Below are 17,079 nucleotides of genomic sequence, written 5' to 3' on the forward strand. Positions count from 1 at the left end.
TACATTCTGTGGACGTGGCACTTCAGGTTAAAGGCAGCATGCCCCAGGCTGCTCACTCACCTGGGACGCACTGGTGCAGCTCTTGGGCTCAGGCGAGCGAGGGATCGATGCCCTTGCAGGCTTCCAGCAATTCCTTGACGGCATCGACAGAAACCTGAAGGTTTGCCTTGGCTTCGTCATTGAGGTCGATCTCAACGACCTGCTCAACGCCATCCTTGCCGATGATCACGGGCACGCCGACATAGAGGTTGTCGATGCCATACTGGCCGGTCAGGTTCGCGGCGCAGGGCAGCAGGCGCTTCTGGTCGAACAGATAAGCTTCGGCCATGGCGATGCCGCTGGTGGCGGGCGCATAGAAGGCCGAGCCAGTTTTGAGCAGGGCAACGATTTCGCCGCCGCCCGAACGGGTGCGCTGGACGATCGCGTCGATGCGCTCCTTGGTGGAGCGGCCCTGCTTGATGAGGTCGGGGATCGGGATACCGGCGACGGTCGAATATTCGACGACCGGCACCATGGTGTCGCCATGACCGCCCAGCACGAAGCTGTTCACTTCCTTCACCGATACCTGGAACTCTTCGGCCAGGAAGTGGCTGAAGCGTGCGGAGTCGAGGACGCCCGCCATGCCGACGACCTTGTTGTGCGGCAGGCCGGAAAATTCGCGCAGCGCCCACACCATCGCGTCGAGCGGATTGGTGATGCAGATGACGAAAGCATTGGGAGCGTTGTTCTTGATGCCCTCGCCCACGGCCTTCATGACCTTGAGGTTGATGCCCAGAAGATCGTCGCGGCTCATGCCCGGCTTGCGAGCGACACCGGCAGTGACGATGATAACGTCGGCATCCTTGATGTCGGCATAGTCATTGGTGCCGGTGATCTTTGCGTCAAAGCCTTCCACTGGGCCGCACTGCGACAGATCCAGCGCCTTGCCCTGCGGCACGCCTTCGACCACGTCGAAGAGGACGACATCGCCCAGGCCCTTGAGAGCAGCGAGATGCGCGAGCGTACCGCCGATGTTACCAGCGCCGATAAGCGCGATCTTCTTACGGGCCATATGCAATCATCCTCCAAGCACGGATATATGGAATTGCCGCCCGCTTAAGCCCTTATCCCTGCCGTTTCAACCTACGAAACACGCTTCGGCCAATTTATCTTTGCAATTCATTCGCAGTTGCATTAGTGGTTGTTTCGCCCCTGTTCGCATGCGCTCCTACCCTGGCGCATTGCCCTTCCCGCAGCGGCCACCTGCCGGACGCTTCCCATCGGGGGGAGCGTCCGGGCTATTTCCAAGCAGACTGGCAACGCATGGACATGCGACCAGATGATGAAAGAATGGCTATTTCGGGCCGTGGCCGAGGGCCAGATAATCATCCGACTGCATTTCCATCAGCCGGGACACTGTGCGCTCGAATTCAAATGCGCCATCACCTTCCGGATAGAGCCGTGCCGGCTCAGCATCAGCCGCCGCAAGCAGCTTCACCTTATACTCGTAAAGCGCGTCGATCAGCGTCACGAAACGCGCGGCTTCATTGCGGTTTTCCGGTCCCAGGACGGGTATGCCAACGATAATGACGGTATGAAAGCGCCGCGCGATCGCGAGATAGTCAGGCGCGCCGCGCGCTTCGGCGCATAAACGCTTGAAGGAAAAAACCGCCACGCCCTTGAGGCTCTTTGGCACATGCAAGCGGCGCCCGCCCTGGACGTCTATGTCCTCCGCAGGCACCTTCGCCCGATCTTCCACCGGATAGTCGGTGAGGCGGAAAAAGGCGTCGGAGAGCGCCCTGGTTGCTTCCGGGCCATTGGGTGAATGCCAAAGCTGCGCATCCCCCAGACGATCCAGCCGGTAGTCGGTGGGCCCGTCAAGGGTCATGACATCCAGCCGATCCTTTATGAGGTCGATGAACGGCAGGAAAAGCTGTCGGTTGAGGCCGTCCTTATAAAGTTCGTCCGGAGCGCGGTTGGATGTCGTGACGACCGTCACCCGCTTGTTCAGCAGCCCGGCAAACAGCCGCGACATGATCGCAGCGTCGGCCATGTTGTTCACGACCATCTCGTCAAAGCAGAGCAGCCGCGCTTCTTCGGCCAGTGCGTCCACCACCGGAGGAATGGGATCGCCCTCCTCCGCCTTGCGGACCTCCGCAAGTCGCGAATGCACGTCGAGCATGAATTCGTGGAAATGGGCGCGCTTCTTGCGTGGAATCCGCACGCTGTCGAAGAACAGGTCCATCAGCATCGACTTGCCCCGGCCGACACCGCCCCACATGTAGAGCCCGCGTGGCGGCTCGGGCGCCTTCCGAAGCAATTTCCACAAGGTCGAACCGCGCGGAGGAGCCGCTTCCAATTCCTGCTGAAGCACGTTCAGCCGCGCTGCGGCCGCTTGCTGATCCGGATCGGGGCGCAATTCCCCGGCCGCGACGAGCGCGCGATATCGCTCGATCACGCCGCTCATTTGGGAACCGGCACCTTTCGCACGGTGGCTGTGGAGGACGCGACCAGCGCATCATCCTGATGGAGCGTCAGGCGCATGAAGAATAGCCGCCCGGTTTCCTGCAAGACCTCGACATCGGCGCGCAGCGGCTGGCCCACCTGGCCCGAGCCGCAATATTGCATGGAAAGATCAACCGTGACGGCAGCCGCCTGCTCGGGGCGGCCCATCGCGGCCAGCGCCGCGAAATAGGCATGGTCGGCAAAGGCGGCGAGGAAACCGCCATGCAATGCGCCGTTGCGATTGGCGTGCGACTGGCGGGTTTCCAGCATCACGGTGGCGCGGCGATCGCCGGCACCCCGCGAATAGCTGGGACCCACGGACGTGCCGAGGAAGGTATCCGGTACTGGATCACTCCAGCGCAGCCAGTCAGCCCAAGGACCTTCCAGCACCAGGCTTACAGGACCAGCACCTTCACTCACTGCATCAAAGCTGCCGTTCGACCATCATCTTCTTGGTTTCCGCGATCGCCTTTGCAGGGCTCAGCCCCTTGGGGCAGACGTTCGCGCAGTTCATGATGGTGTGACAACGGTAGAGGCGGAAGGGATCTTCCAGCTCATCCAAGCGCTCGCCAGTATATTCGTCGCGGCTGTCAGCCAGCCAGCGATAGGCCTGGAGCAGAATGGCCGGACCGAGGAACTTGTCCGAATTCCACCAATAGCTGGGGCAGCTGGTCGAGCAGCAGGCGCACAGGATGCACTCGTACAGGCCGTCAAGCTTCTCGCGGTCTGCGGGCGACTGCAGCCGCTCCTTGCCGCTCGGCGGGGGGCTGACGGTTTGCAGCCACGGCTTGATCGAATTATACTGCGCATAGAAATGCGTAAAGTCGGGGACGAGGTCCTTGATGACATCCATATGCGGCAGCGGCGTGATGCGCACTTCCTTGCCCGCGCATTCCTCGATCGAGGTGGTGCATGCCAGGCCATTCTTGCCGTTCATGTTCATCGAACAGGAACCGCATATGCCTTCGCGGCAGGAACGGCGGAAGGTCAGCGTCGGATCATATTCATTCTTGATCTTCAGCAGCGCGTCCAGAACCATGGGACCGCAGTTGTCGAGATCAATCTCGAACGTGTCATAGCGCGGATTCTGACCCGAGTCGGGGTCGTAGCGATAGACCTTGAAGCTCTTGACGTTGCTTGCCCCGTCAGGCGCCTTATGGGCCACGCCCTTACCGGAAATCTTGCTGTTCTTGGGCAGTGCGAATTCGGCCATGGGTTAAGATGTCCTCCGTCCGCGCCGATAATCGTTCGGGGCGCGCGACGGAAGCCCTTAGCGCCTCGTCCAGCCATTTGCTACCCCATCAAGACGCAAAAGCAAAAGGCTGGCACCGCGCGCTTTCCGATTCTATGAGCAACCGTCCTGAAGCTCGAGCCGCATTTGCAGTATAACAATCGCATCATTGCCATCGGCAATTACGACTTTCGTCCCAGCGGAACAGTCGTGAAATCCATTGAGATCGCCACGGCCTGTGCGCAGGCGGGTTTACCGGTCGAACTGTGGGTTGTCCGGGACGAAGGCGCCCTGCGCGCACGCGTGCCCGCGGACGTGCCCATTTTTGCCGTGGGGTCAGCGGCCCGCCTGCGGAACCGGGGGGGTGATCTGGCCCTGAACATTCCCGCCTTGGCCGCGGCGCTACGCCGTCGCCAGCCGGCGCTGTTCCTCAGCGGCGGCAATCATCTCCATCTCGCCGGCCGGATAGCCCTTCGCTTGAGTGGCCAGAGACATTCGATTCAATTTGGCGCACGCGCCAGCAACTCAGCGCATCATGGCAAGGTTACCCACTGGCGGTCTGTGATCGGCAGATGGAACAACCGACTGAAATTCGGCGGCGCCGATTTCACCGTGGCTGTTTCCCACGCTCTCGCCCAAGAAATCCAAGAGGCGCTGCCCAGGAGCAAATTGGCGGTCATCGCCAATGGCGTTGATCTCGCGAAGGTCGATCGGCTTGCTTCCGCGCCCTTCGATCATCCGTTTCTGGATAAGCGTCGAAACGGTGGGCCGGTGCTGGTCACCATGGGCAGGATCACGCGTCAGAAGGGCTTCGACCTGCTCATTTCAGCTCTGGGTCGCCTTCACGATACCGGCGCTCGACTGATGATCATAGGCGATGGCGCGCACGATCAGGTCGTCGCGCTTAGGGACTTGGCTGAGAAGGAAGGCGTGAGCGATCGAGTTGCGCTGCTCGGCTATCAGGATAATCCCTTCGCTATCCTTTCCCACGCAGATCTGTTCGTCAGCGCTTCACGCTGGGAAGGCGCCAGCAACGCATTGATCGAAGCGCTCGCTTGTGGGATGCCTATCGTTGCTACGGACTGCCCCACTGGCAACCGGGAAGTGATCGAAGCCGGAGACTGCGGCACGCTGGCCCCGGTAGAGGATGCAATAGGCTTGGCCGTCGCCATCCGGAAGGAACTTCAAACAAAACGAACTGAAATCAGTCAGTTCGCCGAGGCCCGTAAATGGTCGCTCGATCACTGCTTGGACAACTGGGTGAATTTGCTTAGCGACTGCCTTGAACGGGGCTCAGGCCAGACTGTTAGGCAGGTCGCCGACGTGCGCAAGCATCTTTCGGGTAGATGAGCTTGCTAGCCACCCCCCCTCCCCGTAAGGCGCATATATTATCCGCGCCTCCCAGACGCCCGAACCGTCCGAGTGATATTATGGCATGAAGATCGCGTTTGTAACCTATGGCTTTGGACTTGGCGGCACCGATCGGGTGTGCTGCCATCTTGCCCGGGGCTTTCACGACCTAGGCGATGAAGTATCGATCCTGGCTTGCGCTGGGAGGGAGGAGGGCGAGTCAGCTCTGAAGGATATCATTGCGGGCGGCCCGCACACCGTATTCCTCACTCGTAGCCGGTGGGGACATCGCCAAGTGCAAAAATTGATGTCGATGCTACCCTACATTCACTGGCTCAAGCAAGAACGCCCGGACTTCGTGGTTGCCACCGGGAACAATATCTGCCGGTTTACAGCACTTGGTTTTAGGCTCGCAGGCGTAAGGAATACCAGCCGACTGATCATCAAAACCACTAATCCGGTAATCCGGCCAAAAAAAGGTCTGGGGGAACGGCTAAGACGCAGAGCATTCGAACGAGCCTTTCGCGATGCGTCAGCCGTACTTACGCTAAGCGACGAGGAGTCGTCCCAGCTCGCGCAATCTTTCCCGAGAGCCGCCAGCCGATTCCGAGCGGTATACAACCCTTATCTTACAGCTACCTTTGAACAAGCTTCCGCTGAAAGCCATGCGGAGAGAGAAGCATGTGCCCGGGATGATAACAAGGTCATAATGCTCGCAGTGGGCCGCCTTCATCACCAGAAAAATTATCCCCGCATGCTCCGTGCTTTCGCAGCACTTGTCCGAGCAGGTAGAACCAACCTGTTACTTCGCATAGCAGGAGATGGACCTGATCGAGCAGCCATAGTTGAGCTTATCAATGAGCTGAATATCGCCGACTATGTCGAATTATTAGGTTACACGGGGGAGGTTCCTAAACTCCTGACAACAGCTGACGTTCTATTGTTATCATCCGACTATGAAGGTCTGCCAGCCGTTGTCATTGAGGCGCTCGCTTGCAATTGCCCGGTGATTTCCACCGACTGCTTCCCGATGGCCAAGGCTCTTTTGGGGCCCTTGCCCGAATGCCTTGTCGTCGAACAGAACAACAGTGATGCCTTCGCAACCGCATTAAATCAGTGGCTGGAAGATTCTTGGGAGCGGCCGCCACTGCGACCTCACGCTCTACGCTATTCCACCGCCAGTGCGATACAGAGCCATCGCGCGGCCATATTAGAGAGTTCGTCTTTGTGAAAGTCGCACATACAGACATCAATCGTCTTACTCTGCTTGGCGCCAACCAGACTTTGATATGGGGCATGACAAACGCCGAGCGTGTGCAGCGCATGGCGAACGAAGCTGCTGGCAAAGGGCGGCATATCGCCCCGGGCAATAGTTTGGCCGTAAATCTCCAGTATGTGTTTGATCCTATATTGTTACGTGAAGTTTTGCGAAAGCCAAACTGCGCTTTTGTTCTAAATGGCGAGCTGCTGATAGGGCAAATAGATCCTGACATCGTCGATATTCACCCTCGTCAACAAGACGGACTTGAAATAATCGAACTCGGTGGCGGGTATCGCATTTACAACGAGCAGCTTCGCAAGCTCGAAACACCCTATGCAGAACGCCTGACTCCACAGACCCGTCGATCCATTGAGCGACGCAGTTATTATGGCGCCTACAAGGGCGTAACGGACCTTTTGACCAAATATCTTTGGCCTGAATTGGCGCTCTGGCTTACCCGTGGCGCCGCGCAGGTTGGAATGACTCCCAACATGATCACCGCAATTGGAGCCATCTTGTGCATAACTGCGACGTTCCTGTTCTCTCAAGGGCATTACTGGACAGGAATGCTGGCCGGCTTTGGCTTCATGGTGCTTGACACCGTTGATGGCAAGCTAGCGCGTTGCACGATCACCTCATCAAAATGGGGCAATATATTTGATCACGGCATTGACCTGATCCACCCGCCCTTCTGGTGGTATGCTTGGGGCCTAGGCTTGAGAACATGGGATCGAGAACTATCCCCTTCTGTTTTCTGGGTGATAATGGGCGTGATCTTTGCAGGATATGTGCTTCAGCGCCTCATAGAAGGCGTTTTCATGCGAGCCTTCGATGGCATGCACATACATGTATGGCAGCGGTTCGATACCTGGTTCCGGCTGATAACGGCACGGCGCAATCCCAATATGGTGATCCTCTTCGTGGCGCTGATTGCGGGGCGTCCCGACATTGGGCTGATCGCACTCGCATGGTGGACGGCGATCTCGCTGATCGTGCATGCGGTGCGGTTGTTGCAGGCCTATGGTGAAAGGCGTGCGGGGCGGGCGATCGTCAGCTGGATGGAGGCGAATGCGTGAATGAAACCATTGAAAGATTCGGTTTTCCCGGGACGCTGGTGGCTGAGTATGATCATTGGGTCGTGCTGCTGCGTCCGGCGCAGGTGACGCTGGGGTCGCTGGTGCTGGCGGCGAAGTCTGACGCTACGGCTTTCGGGGATCTGGAGGCCGAAGCCCATGCCGAGCTGGCCCAGGTGACCAAGGCGATCGAGGGCGCGCTTTCAGAACTGGTTGGTTATGAAAAGATCAATTATCTGATGCTGATGATGGTCGACCCCCATGTCCATTTCCACGTCCTGCCCCGTTATGAGGGCAGCAGGGAGCATGCGGGGCTTAGAATCACCGACGCGGGCTGGCCGGGCCAGCCGGACCTTGGCAGCGCGGTCAAGCTGGACAGCGCGCAGATCGCCACGCTGACCGGCTGGCTGAAACCCTATTTCGCGTAGCGTCCTTCGGCCAGCCAGCGGGCGGTAAGCGCGTTGGCGGCGTCGACATCCTGCGGGAAATCGACCTCCTGCCAGTCCAGCCCCTGGATGGACACGGTGCCCACCCGGTTGCCCTTTGCGATCAGGTCGATGGCGCGCAGATACCAGCGTTCAACGCCTTCGGGCGTGCGCATCATCTGGTCGATCTGGCTGCGGAAGATCGCAGGCCCCTCCCCCCGGAACGCCAGCATGCCGATCGATTCGGCGTTAGTGTCAGGCGGCAGCAGCCGCTTGCCGATGGCGTGCAGACGGCCTTCCGCATCGCGGTTCACCTTCATGTCGTCATCGTCATAATCGGCCTTCACATCGACCGTGACGGTGATGGCGTCCTGCGCCCCCGCAATCAGCTTCGCCACGATTTCGTCCGATACGATGGTGTCGCCGTTCAGGATGATGAAGTCGCGGTCCATCTCCTCCCGCGCGATCCAGCAGGTGCCCAGATTGTCGGCGACCTGGAAGAAGGGGTTGAACAGCGTGCGGATGCGCGCGCCCGTTTCCCGATAGAGCTGGAGCGCATGATCCTCCACCCGTTCCGTCCGAAAGCCCGTGACGACGACGATGTCCGTCACGCCATTGGCGACCAGCGCCGCGACCTGCCAGCTGATGAGGCTGCGTCCGTTGAAATCGATCATGCACTTGGGCACGTCGCGGGTCAGCGGCAACAGGCGCGAACCCTGGCCCGCGGAAAGGATGATGGCTTTGCTGATGCTCATGGCAAGGGGCCATAATGGCTTTGCCCCGGCGAGGGAAGCCGAGGAGATATTTGCCCTTCGCGCCGCATATCCCTAGATAGCCGGGCAAGAGGCGACGAGCGAAAGGCCCGAAAAAGGTGGACAGCATGGACGGGTCGAGCGAGGCCAAGGCAGGCTTTGCCCGCATCCTGGCAAATACCGGCTGGCTGCTGGGCGGCAAGGGCGTGGGCGCGGTACTGAGCCTTGCCTATCTGGCGATCATCACGCGGACGCTGGGCGTTGCAGATTTCGGCCGCTTTGCGCTGATCCTGAGCGCGGCGACTATCGTCAAGACGCTGGTGAGCTTCGAAAGCTGGCAGATCGTGGTGCGCTATGGCCAGCCGCACCTGATGACCGCCAGTCATGATGCGCTGAACCGGGTGCTGCGTTTCTGCATCCTGATCGACCTGGCGTCGGCTGCGGCCGGCGGCATTATCGCAGCGATCATACTGGTCGCGTTCGGGCCGATGATGGAACTGTCGCCTGCGATGGCGTGGCAGACATGGCTGTTCTGCATGGTCATGATGATCACCATCCGATCGTCCCCGACGGGCGTGCTGCGCCTGTTCGACCGATTCGATCTGGCGGCTGGCGCGGAAACCATGGTGCCGATAGGCCGCATGATCGGCGCGCTTGTCGCATGGGCGTTGATGCCCGACATCACCGGCTATCTGATCGCCTGGAGCGTGGCGGAGCTGCTGTGCGCGGCGGCATACTGGCGGCTGGCGCTGCGCGTGGGCGGCGACCGGCTGGGCAGCTGGCGCGCGGGTCGGGCGATGGACGCGCGGGTGGAAAATCCCGGCATCGTCGGATTTCTGACGGCGACCAACCTGCAAACCACGCTAGTCTCGACGGGGCAGCAGCTGGCGGTGCTGGTCGTGGGGCTGTTCGTTGGACCTGCGGGCGCGGGATTTTATCGGCTGGCCAATCAGCTTGCCCAGTCGTTGACGAAGATTTCCGGCCTGCTGTCCCGCAGCATCTTCGTGGAATTGAGCCGGACAAATTCCACCCACGGGCAGGACGAGTTGCGGACGCTGTTTCGGCGCAGCAACCGGCTGGCCTATGTTTCCGGGGCGGTGATCATCGCGCTGATCCTGACGCTGGGGCGCCCGCTGCTGGACCTGATTGCGGGCGATGCTTTCCTGCCCGCCTATCCGTTGCTGGTGCTGCTGGGCATTGCGGCCTGCATTGAACTGCTGGGCGTCAGCTATCGCCCGCTACTGATGGCGACCGACCGGGCGTCGCTGTCGCTGCGCATCACGCTGGTGACGACGGTGTTGCTGCTTGGCTTGCAGGCAGTGCTGCTATCGACGCATGGGACCATCGGCGCGGCGAGCGCGAATGTGATCGCTTCGTTGGCGGGGTTTGTGATGATGGGGCTGGCTAGCCGGAAGGCGGTAAAGCGGGGAGCCCAGAGCGAAGCTTAGCGCGGCCCATTGACTATGCTACGATATCGACGACCTTCCCAGTGGGGAGAAGGGATATGGACGATTCGAACGTCTGGAGCATGGACAGGCTGGCGGCGGCGAACCTGCTGGCAGACCTGCGGCTGGAGCCGAACGACGCCAATCTGGAGCGCGTCGAGCAGCATTTCGCGCAACACAGGCTGACCGCGATGGAATGGGCGGCGAAGCGGGTACAGGCGAACATCATCGCACGCGTTGAGGCAGCATCCACGGAATATTTCCCGCGTCATGGCGAGGAATGGGCGGCGGGCTTCTGCTGCGCCGAACAGCAGATCGCCACGGTGAGCAGCGCCGAGATGCTCCAGATCGAGACCGGAAAGGCGGCGAGCAAAGGGCAGATATTGCGACGGATGGTGCGTCAGGCGCGCGAGGGTTAAAGTGACGGGATGAGCGGGCCAAGCCAGGGGACGGGCCTGCACAAGGTTGCGACAGCCCGCCCCGCCGCGGCTAAATTCGCGCCGCTCATCAAGTCTCGCTACCCCTCCCGCAAGCGGGCGGGAGTGGGTAAGCTGCCGGTCCGCAATTCACCCGGCATGCTTGCTACTTGCCGAGCTTTCTTTCCGGATGCTCGCGACGGGGCTCGGCTGTCTTGATGCCGGTATCAAGTTTCGGTTTCAGCCCGGTGTCCCCGCCGGTTTTCACACCTGAATCGCGTGGCCTGCCACCGCCGCCGCCGCCAGCCGACGCGGCGATGGCTTGCGACGTGAGCGAGGTGGAAAGCATGATCGTCATGGCTGGCGGGACCGTCGCGGCGAATTTGCCGCAGGTCTTCAGAAAGTTGCGCCGGTCTTCTCCCGCCGATATTTGATTGTCATCCATGTCGATACCCTCTCTATTTAACAAGTAGAGTAACGCATGACCCGCACTGTCCGCTTCTGCCAAAAAGTAGTATACACTTAAGCATAGGCCGTCAGATCGAGCCTGTCGCCGACCCATCGGCACCCGGCCTCCCGCGCAATATCTCTTCGATCAGCGTCACATCCTCGACCTTGTCGGCGTCGATGCAGGCTTCGGCCTTGTGCATGGCGACGAGCCTTGCGTTGAGGCCGAAACGGCGGCCGATGCGGGCTATGCCGCTGCGCAGGCCCAGCAGGCGGAGAAGCGCGCCCAGCAGCACCAGCGGGCCGAAGGAGGCGATGATCTTCCATCCCTTCTTCCGGTCCTGCTCGACTTCCTGCCAGAGCGCGATCACGGCGCGGGCCTTTGCGCTGCCGAACCAGAAGAGGTTGGCGCCCGACCACCAGCCGTCGCGGAATTTGAGCCAGGTGCGGCGGGACGAGGGGTAACGGGCAAGCAGCGTGGCGCGTTCGACCATGGCGACGGCGATGTCCGCCCCCTGCCCTTCGGCGACGAACTGGTCGAGCATGGCTGTATCGAGCAGGACATGGTCAGCCGTGGTGACGAGCAGCGGGAATGGCAGGTCGGGGCGGTCAAGCAGGCCGAGCAGCGTGGAGGCGATGCCGCTGTCGCTGGTTTCGAAGCGCACCTGCGGATGGCTGGCGAGCCATGCGGTGGCGGGGTTGGCGGCGTACAGGTCCGGCGTCTGCGTCAGGATGATGAGTTGGCCGATGGTCGGGTGGGCGAGCAGAGCGCGCGCGGGATAGTTGATCATCGGATCGCCCGCGACCGGCGCGAGCGGCTTGACAGGGACGCCCGCCGCCTGCGCCAGGGGATCGGAACCGGGGCGCGATCCGGCGAGCAGCAGGGCGGTGATCTTCGTCATGGGCGGGGGTTAGCGAAGCCGCTGCGTGACGGAAAGCGGCTAATTGAGGGCCTGCGCCGGGGTGGATGGCGACGCGCTGTTCTGCGCGACCTCAACAGGGAGGCCCGCACGCAGGCTTTTCAGCTGGCGCAGACGGTCACGGAAGGCGGCGAGTTCGCGACCGGCGAGCTGCGCGGTGGTGGTGAATTTGACAGACAGCGGATTGATCGTCCGCCCGCTGCGATACAGTTCATAATGGAGGTGCGGGCCGGTCGACAGGCCGCTGGAGCCGACATAGCCGATCACCTGCCCCTGCCGGACGCGCTGGCCGTAGCGGGCGGCGGTGCGGCTCATATGCGCATAGCCGGTGGCAAGGCCGTTGCCATGTTCCAGGCGGACATAATTGCCGTGGCCGCCATGCCGCCCCGAATAGGACACGACGCCATCGGTCGCCGCATAGATGGGCGATCCATAAGCGGCGGCGAAGTCTATGCCCGCGTGCATCCGCCTGTAACCCAGGATCGGATGGCGGCGCATGCCAAAGCCCGACGACATCCGGCCGCGGACCGGCGCGGCGAGGACGCCACGCCGCTCGCCCACGCCCGATGCTTCGAACCACTGGCTGCGGCCTTCGCTCGTCCATTTGAGCATATCGACGCCGCGTCCATTGGGTCGGCGCAGTCCGGCGTAGAGCAGGTCGCCCACCTCCACATCGCCGGTTTCGGCGCGGCGATATTCGGTGATGATGTCGTAGCGGTCCCCGGCGTGGATGGAGCCAAGATCGACCTGTTGCGCGATGACGCGCAGGAATGCCTGGATCGCCTTGGGCGGGGCTCCGGCGGCGCGCGCGGACTGGTAGATGCTGTCGCCAATGACGCCCTGGATACGCAGCGGCGTGTCATCCACATGGATCGGCGTGCGCTTTACCTGCAGGACGCCGCCGACGCGGTTGACCTCCAGCGCCAGGTCGAGCCGGGGGCGGAAGGAGAGATGATCGAGCGGCCGGGGCATGTCGCGGCTGGCGCGGCGGCCAAGGATGATGTCGAGCGGGGTGCCGGGCTTCATGCCCTTGCCGATGTCGCCGCCTGCAAGCGACATGACCTGCCCGATGTCGCCGCTGCTGACGCCAGCGCGGGACAGGGCGCGGGCGAGCGAATCGCCGCCGCCGATCTGGGCGCGCAGTTCGATCTGAGGACGTTCGGGCGTTTCGCGCAGGGGCTGCACGGCGTCGGTCGGCCCCATGCGCCGCCCGCTGTCGGCGCCCATGGCGAGCGGGGTGATCATCTGGCTGCGCACTTCGTCGAACTGCGCCTGTTCGAGCAGGGGCTGCGGCGCGCCGGGCAGCGGGTGGAAGCCGGGGGAGAGGTAGAGGGCGGAGGCGCAAAGGCCAAGACAGGTGGCGAGGCCGCGGAACCATGTGCGGCTGCCGACACGCTGGCCCAAGTCGGGGACCAGTTCCACATCTTCCGCCCAGTCCCGCAGGCGGGTGCGCCAGTCGCGCGCATCGGCGGGCGTCATGGCGCCCTTCGCGATGGCGTCCGTCAGCCAGAAGGACGCGGAGGCGCCCCCCTGTTGAGGATTGAACTGGCTGCCATGAAACACGCTGAAACGGCCCCCCGCGGGCAAAATACGCCCGACCCCCGCCGTGCGTTCGCGTGCATTGTTGTGAATGCATAGGGTTAAAGTCAAATAAAGACGGAATTTTTAACCCTTTTTGCGCGACGAAACGTGCCCTTCCGCCGTTGAGCAACCGCCACTTTCCTGGCTTGAGGAGATTCCGGCCCACTTCCCCTTGCCCTCGCCGCATCCATCCCCGACATAGAGAGGATCATGGCCCAGTTCGCACGTTCGCCCGTCACCGCCGTGCTGGGTCCCACCAACACCGGCAAGACGCACCTGGCCGTCGAGCGCATGTGCGGCCATTCCAGCGGCATGATGGGCTTCCCGCTGCGCCTGCTGGCGCGCGAGGTGTATGAGCGCGTGGTCGCGATCAAGGGACCGGGGCAGGTCGCGCTGATCACCGGGGAAGAGAAGATCGTGCCGCCGGGCGCGCTCTATTATCTGTGCACCGCCGAATCGATGCCGGTCGACGGAGATTATGCCTTTGTGGCGCTGGACGAGGCGCAACTTGGGTCCGACCCGGAGCGCGGGCATGTGTTCACCGATCGTCTGCTGCGCGCGCGGGGCCGGGAAGAAACGATGATCCTCGGCTCCGCCAGCATCAGCCGGGTCGTCAAGGCGCTGGTGCCGGAGGCGGAGATCATCAGCCGCCCGCGCTTTTCCACATTATCCTATGCGGGCGCGAAGAAGCTGTCGCGCCTGCCCAAACGGTCGGCCGTCGTCGCCTTCTCAGCCGAGGAAGTCTATGCCGTGGCGGAAATGCTGCGGCGTTTCCGGGGCGGCGCGGCCGTGGTGATGGGCGCGCTGTCGCCACGCACCCGCAACGCACAGGTGCAGATGTTCCTGAACGGCGAGGTGGATTATCTGGTGGCGACCGACGCGATCGGCATGGGCCTCAACCTGGACGTCGCACATGTCGCCTTCGCTTCGCTGCGGAAATTCGACGGCAGGCGGACGCGACGGCTGACGGTGGCGGAAATGGCGCAGATCGCGGGGCGCGCCGGACGGCATCACAAGGATGGCACGTTCGGGAGCCTGGGCCATGAGGATGGCGACGCGGCCTTCACCCCCGAAGAGATCGAGGCGATAGAGGCGCATCGCTTCCCGCCGGTCGATCAGCTTTTCTGGCGCGAAGGGAAACCGCGCATGGACAGCGTCAACCGGCTGATCCTGGAGCTGGAAACCCGGCCAGACCTGGACCAATTGCGCGCCGCGCCCGAAGCGGTGGACCTGGCGGTGCTGAGAAGGCTGGCCGATGATCCGCTGGTGATCGACCGGGCAAAGGGCAAAAAGCAGGTCGAACGGCTATGGGCGGCATGCGGCCTTCCCGATTTCCAGAAAGTGGGCGCGGAACATCATGCCCGCACCGTGAGCCGCATCTGGCGCTTCCTGTCCGAGGGCCAGGGCCATATTCCGCGAGACTGGTTCGCCCAGCAACTGGCGCGACTCGATTCGGTGCAGGGCGACATCGACACATTGTCGGCGCGGATCGCGGCGGCGCGCACATGGTCCTACATCGCGCATCGCGCCGATTGGCTGGCGCATCCGGCGGAAATGGCGGAGCGCACCCGCGCGCTGGAAGAACGGCTGTCCGACGCGCTCCATACGGCGCTGACTCAACGCTTTGTGGATCGCAGGACCACCGTCCTGTTGCGCGACATGGGGCAGGATGCGGGCAATCTGCCGGTCGATCTGGAACAGGACGGGACGGTCTGCGTCGATGGTGAGACGATCGGGCGACTTGACGGATTTCGTTTCTCGGTCGATCCGGCTACGCGGCATCAGGACAGAAAGATGCTGCTGGCGGCGGCGGAACGTCGCCTTGGAAGGATATTGCGAGTGAAGGCTGACGAATTGCTGGGTGCGCCCGACACCGATTTCGTGCTCATGGACGAAGCCGGGCAGGCGCCGGGGATTAGCTGGAAGGGCGACGCCGTGGCGGCGCTGCTGACCGGCCCGTCCCTGCTGACGCCGGAGATCCGGCTGGATCGCGGCCTGCTGGCGCTGGGCCAGGATGTGCAGAAGCAGGTGGCCGGTCGCCTGACCGCATGGTTCGAGGCGCAGAAGGAAAAGCATCTGCTGCCGCTGACCAAGATGGTCGCCAGCGCGTCCGACCCGGAAGTGCCCGCCGTGGTCCGCGCCGTATTCGCGCAACTGGCCGATGCTGGCGGCGTGATCGCACGAACGGAGCTTGATTCGGCGCTGGGCCATCTGGACAAGGACCAGCGGCACCTGCTGCGGCGTGCAGGGATAGATATCGGCGTGCTGGACATCTATCACCCCGGCCTGCTGAAACCGGGCGCTGCCCGTTGGCGGGCTGCGCTGCTGGCGGCGCGCATCGCCAAGCCGTGCCTGCCCCTGCCCCAACCGGGCCTGACGTTGATCCCGGCGGGGGAAAAGCCGGAACAGATGGGCGCGCGCATTGCCGGTTTCCGGGGCTTTGGCGAGCAGATGCTGCGCATCGACATGGCCGAACGCATGGCCCGCACCGCGCATGAAGCAATCGCAAAGGGCGAGGCGTTCACGGCGCTCAGCCCACAGATCGTGTCGCTGGGCCTTAGCGAGGCGGCGTTCCTGCAATTAATGCGGCTTGCCGGGTTCCGGCCGGTCGAAACGGCTGAAGAAGGTGGCGTGAACTGGGCATTCCGCGGACGGCAGAAAGCGCGGCCCGACCAGCAGCAGGCGCGTGGCCCGGCCCGGCGTCCCGCCGCCGCAAGAGGCGCGCCGTCCCGCCCTGCTTCCGGGGGAGCAGGAGCGCCCGCTGGCAATCATGCCTTTGCTGGCCTTGCCGAGCTGCTCGGTCGCAATGGGTGACGGCGCTACCCTCGGCAATCACGGGCCGAGCCTGCGCATAGACAAGTTCCTGTGGTTCGCCCGGCTGGCCGCGAGCCGGTCGGTCGCGCAGAAAATGGCCGAAGACGGGCACATACGCCTGAACGGCCGCCGCATCGAGCGCGCCCATTCGCCCGTGCGCGCGGGCGACCTCATCACCTTCCCCCATGCCAGCGGGGTGCGGGTGGTGCGCGTCATCGCCCTTCCCGGACGACGCGGACCGGCCCCGGAAGCGCAGACATGTTATGAAGAACTGAAGCTGGGCAATTGACCCTGCAAAAATATCCTCATTGACCTTCTGGCTCGCCGGGCATAGCAGGGCCGCCGCTGTCGAAACCTATTGAGTGCTGACCCATGACCTATGTCGTGACCGACAACTGCATCCGCTGCAAATATATGGATTGCGTCGAGGTCTGTCCCGTGGACTGTTTCTACGAGGGCGAGAATATGCTGGTCATCAATCCCAATGAGTGCATCGACTGCGGCGTGTGCGAACCTGAATGCCCCGCCGAAGCCATTCTGCCCGATACGGAGAATGGCCTGGAAAAGTGGCTGGAACTCAACACGAAATTCTCCGCCGAATGGCCCAACATCACCGTCAAGGGCGACGCGCCCGCCGATGCGGACGATATGAAGGGCATCGAGAACAAGCTGGAGAAATTCTTTTCGCCCGAGCCCGGATCGGGAAGCTGACCCAGCCGTTATAAGCGCGTAGGGAAGGCATGATTTCGATGCCTCCTGCTGACGCGCTGGACTACCCCTAGCGTCTCATTCTCCCGCACACTCCCGGATTTTGCGTCGGGGGTGGCAATTTTGTTACGAATCTGCTAAATAAGGGTCAAGAGGCGGAAACGGTCGCATC

At 62.4% G+C, this 17,079-nt stretch carries 17 protein-coding genes; 9 read left to right on the forward strand and 8 right to left on the reverse strand.

All coding sequences use genetic code 11. From position 1 onward, the window contains the following. Positions 1 to 88: 88 nt before the first annotated feature. The 4 genes from mdh to B6S01_RS03775 form a co-directional block, all read right to left on the reverse strand. Positions 89 to 1,051 carry a malate dehydrogenase gene (gene mdh, locus B6S01_RS03760; RefSeq protein ID WP_037461852.1) on the reverse strand — a complete coding sequence of 321 codons (963 nt, stop codon included), beginning with the start codon at positions 1,049 to 1,051 and terminating at the stop codon, positions 89 to 91. Positions 1,052 to 1,333: 282 nt separating this feature from the next. Next, positions 1,334 to 2,446 carry a cell division protein ZapE gene (zapE, locus tag B6S01_RS03765; protein ID WP_037461849.1) on the reverse strand — a complete coding sequence of 371 codons (1,113 nt, stop codon included), beginning with the start codon at positions 2,444 to 2,446 and terminating at the stop codon, positions 1,334 to 1,336. Further along, positions 2,443 to 2,904, reverse strand: coding sequence for a PaaI family thioesterase (locus B6S01_RS03770; protein ID WP_231567905.1), 462 nt, complete (start codon positions 2,902 to 2,904; stop codon positions 2,443 to 2,445). The genes zapE and B6S01_RS03770 overlap by 4 nt, the downstream gene beginning before the upstream one ends. A 4-nt stretch (positions 2,905 to 2,908) precedes the next feature. After that, a complete protein-coding gene (locus B6S01_RS03775; protein WP_037461843.1) occupies positions 2,909 to 3,697 on the reverse strand; it encodes a succinate dehydrogenase iron-sulfur subunit in 789 nt (262 codons plus the stop codon). A 165-nt stretch (positions 3,698 to 3,862) separates the two neighbouring features. On the opposite strand from B6S01_RS03775, the gene B6S01_RS03780 reads away from it, so the two are divergent. The 4 genes from B6S01_RS03780 to B6S01_RS03795 all read left to right on the forward strand — a co-directional run bounded on the left by B6S01_RS03780 (position 3,863) and on the right by B6S01_RS03795 (position 7,827). Beyond that, complete coding sequence (locus B6S01_RS03780) at positions 3,863 to 5,065, forward strand: glycosyltransferase (RefSeq protein WP_037461840.1); 1,203 nt, start codon at positions 3,863 to 3,865, stop codon at positions 5,063 to 5,065. Positions 5,066 to 5,150: 85 nt separating this feature from the next. After that, complete coding sequence (locus B6S01_RS03785; RefSeq protein WP_037461837.1) at positions 5,151 to 6,296, forward strand: glycosyltransferase; 1,146 nt, start codon at positions 5,151 to 5,153, stop codon at positions 6,294 to 6,296. A 65-nt stretch (positions 6,297 to 6,361) separates the two neighbouring features. Next, entirely contained in the window at positions 6,362 to 7,402 is a 1,041-nt protein-coding gene (locus B6S01_RS03790) for a CDP-alcohol phosphatidyltransferase family protein (RefSeq protein ID WP_081570271.1), read from the forward strand. Next, positions 7,399 to 7,827 carry an HIT family protein gene (locus B6S01_RS03795; RefSeq protein WP_037461832.1) on the forward strand — a complete coding sequence of 143 codons (429 nt, stop codon included), beginning with the start codon at positions 7,399 to 7,401 and terminating at the stop codon, positions 7,825 to 7,827. Before B6S01_RS03790 ends, B6S01_RS03795 begins: the two co-directional genes overlap by 4 nt. Here B6S01_RS03795 and B6S01_RS03800 read toward each other — a convergent pair. Continuing rightward, entirely contained in the window at positions 7,815 to 8,579 is a 765-nt protein-coding gene (locus B6S01_RS03800) for a phosphocholine cytidylyltransferase family protein (RefSeq protein WP_037461831.1), read from the reverse strand. The two genes, B6S01_RS03795 and B6S01_RS03800, sit on opposite strands and share 13 nt — an antisense overlap. A gap of 125 nt (positions 8,580 to 8,704) precedes the next feature. Here B6S01_RS03800 and B6S01_RS03805 point away from each other — a divergent pair, with 125 nt between their 5' ends. Both B6S01_RS03805 and B6S01_RS03810 read left to right on the forward strand, forming a co-directional pair. After that, the gene (locus tag B6S01_RS03805) at positions 8,705 to 10,024 is read left to right on the forward strand and encodes a lipopolysaccharide biosynthesis protein (RefSeq protein ID WP_037461828.1); all 1,320 of its coding nucleotides are present in this window, start codon (positions 8,705 to 8,707) and stop codon (positions 10,022 to 10,024) included. 56 nt (positions 10,025 to 10,080) lie between these two features. Then, positions 10,081 to 10,440 carry a hypothetical protein gene (locus B6S01_RS03810; protein ID WP_037461825.1) on the forward strand — a complete coding sequence of 120 codons (360 nt, stop codon included), beginning with the start codon at positions 10,081 to 10,083 and terminating at the stop codon, positions 10,438 to 10,440. A 163-nt stretch (positions 10,441 to 10,603) separates the two neighbouring features. On the opposite strand, the gene B6S01_RS20960 is transcribed toward B6S01_RS03810, so the two are convergent. From B6S01_RS20960 to B6S01_RS03825, 3 genes are read right to left on the reverse strand one after another with little or no spacing between them, the layout of a single operon-like run. Continuing rightward, on the reverse strand, positions 10,604 to 10,945 hold the full coding sequence (locus B6S01_RS20960; RefSeq protein ID WP_156103304.1) for a hypothetical protein: 342 nt from the start codon (positions 10,943 to 10,945) through the stop codon (positions 10,604 to 10,606). A gap of 28 nt (positions 10,946 to 10,973) precedes the next feature. Beyond that, positions 10,974 to 11,786 carry a nucleotidyltransferase family protein gene (locus B6S01_RS03820; RefSeq protein ID WP_051907945.1) on the reverse strand — a complete coding sequence of 271 codons (813 nt, stop codon included), beginning with the start codon at positions 11,784 to 11,786 and terminating at the stop codon, positions 10,974 to 10,976. 39 nt (positions 11,787 to 11,825) lie between these two features. Continuing rightward, the gene (locus B6S01_RS03825; protein ID WP_037462323.1) at positions 11,826 to 13,367 is read right to left on the reverse strand and encodes a M23 family metallopeptidase; all 1,542 of its coding nucleotides are present in this window, start codon (positions 13,365 to 13,367) and stop codon (positions 11,826 to 11,828) included. 228 nt (positions 13,368 to 13,595) lie between these two features. Between B6S01_RS03825 and B6S01_RS03830 the strand changes: the two genes are divergently transcribed. The 3 genes from B6S01_RS03830 to fdxA all read left to right on the forward strand — a co-directional run bounded on the left by B6S01_RS03830 (position 13,596) and on the right by fdxA (position 16,910). After that, complete coding sequence (locus B6S01_RS03830; protein WP_174525883.1) at positions 13,596 to 16,199, forward strand: helicase-related protein; 2,604 nt, start codon at positions 13,596 to 13,598, stop codon at positions 16,197 to 16,199. Further along, entirely contained in the window at positions 16,192 to 16,488 is a 297-nt protein-coding gene (locus B6S01_RS03835) for an RNA-binding S4 domain-containing protein (protein ID WP_037461817.1), read from the forward strand. The genes B6S01_RS03830 and B6S01_RS03835 overlap by 8 nt, the downstream gene beginning before the upstream one ends. A gap of 83 nt (positions 16,489 to 16,571) precedes the next feature. Beyond that, the gene (gene fdxA / locus B6S01_RS03840) at positions 16,572 to 16,910 is read left to right on the forward strand and encodes a ferredoxin FdxA (protein WP_037461814.1); all 339 of its coding nucleotides are present in this window, start codon (positions 16,572 to 16,574) and stop codon (positions 16,908 to 16,910) included. Positions 16,911 to 17,079 lie beyond the last annotated feature (169 nt).

The sequence above is a fragment of the Sphingobium herbicidovorans genome (assembly GCF_002080435.1).
GTDB classification, from domain to species: domain Bacteria; phylum Pseudomonadota; class Alphaproteobacteria; order Sphingomonadales; family Sphingomonadaceae; genus Sphingobium; species Sphingobium herbicidovorans.

Excerpts from the sequence above, each read along its gene's own strand:
- mdh (WP_037461852.1), bottom strand. The coding sequence starts at position 1,051 with ATGGCCCGTAAGAAGATCGCGCTTATCGGCGCTGGTAACATCGGCGGT.
- zapE (WP_037461849.1), bottom strand. The coding sequence starts at position 2,446 with ATGAGCGGCGTGATCGAGCGATATCGCGCGCTCGTCGCGGCCGGGGAA.
- B6S01_RS03775 (WP_037461843.1), bottom strand. The coding sequence starts at position 3,697 with ATGGCCGAATTCGCACTGCCCAAGAACAGCAAGATTTCCGGTAAGGGC.
- B6S01_RS03785 (WP_037461837.1), top strand. The coding sequence starts at position 5,151 with ATGAAGATCGCGTTTGTAACCTATGGCTTTGGACTTGGCGGCACCGAT.
- B6S01_RS03790 (WP_081570271.1), top strand. The coding sequence starts at position 6,362 with ATGACAAACGCCGAGCGTGTGCAGCGCATGGCGAACGAAGCTGCTGGC.
- B6S01_RS03800 (WP_037461831.1), bottom strand. The coding sequence starts at position 8,579 with ATGAGCATCAGCAAAGCCATCATCCTTTCCGCGGGCCAGGGTTCGCGC.
- B6S01_RS03805 (WP_037461828.1), top strand. The coding sequence starts at position 8,705 with ATGGACGGGTCGAGCGAGGCCAAGGCAGGCTTTGCCCGCATCCTGGCA.
- B6S01_RS03810 (WP_037461825.1), top strand. The coding sequence starts at position 10,081 with ATGGACGATTCGAACGTCTGGAGCATGGACAGGCTGGCGGCGGCGAAC.
- B6S01_RS03820 (WP_051907945.1), bottom strand. The coding sequence starts at position 11,786 with ATGACGAAGATCACCGCCCTGCTGCTCGCCGGATCGCGCCCCGGTTCC.
- B6S01_RS03830 (WP_174525883.1), top strand. The coding sequence starts at position 13,596 with ATGGCCCAGTTCGCACGTTCGCCCGTCACCGCCGTGCTGGGTCCCACC.
- B6S01_RS03835 (WP_037461817.1), top strand. The coding sequence starts at position 16,192 with ATGGGTGACGGCGCTACCCTCGGCAATCACGGGCCGAGCCTGCGCATA.
- fdxA (WP_037461814.1), top strand. The coding sequence starts at position 16,572 with ATGACCTATGTCGTGACCGACAACTGCATCCGCTGCAAATATATGGAT.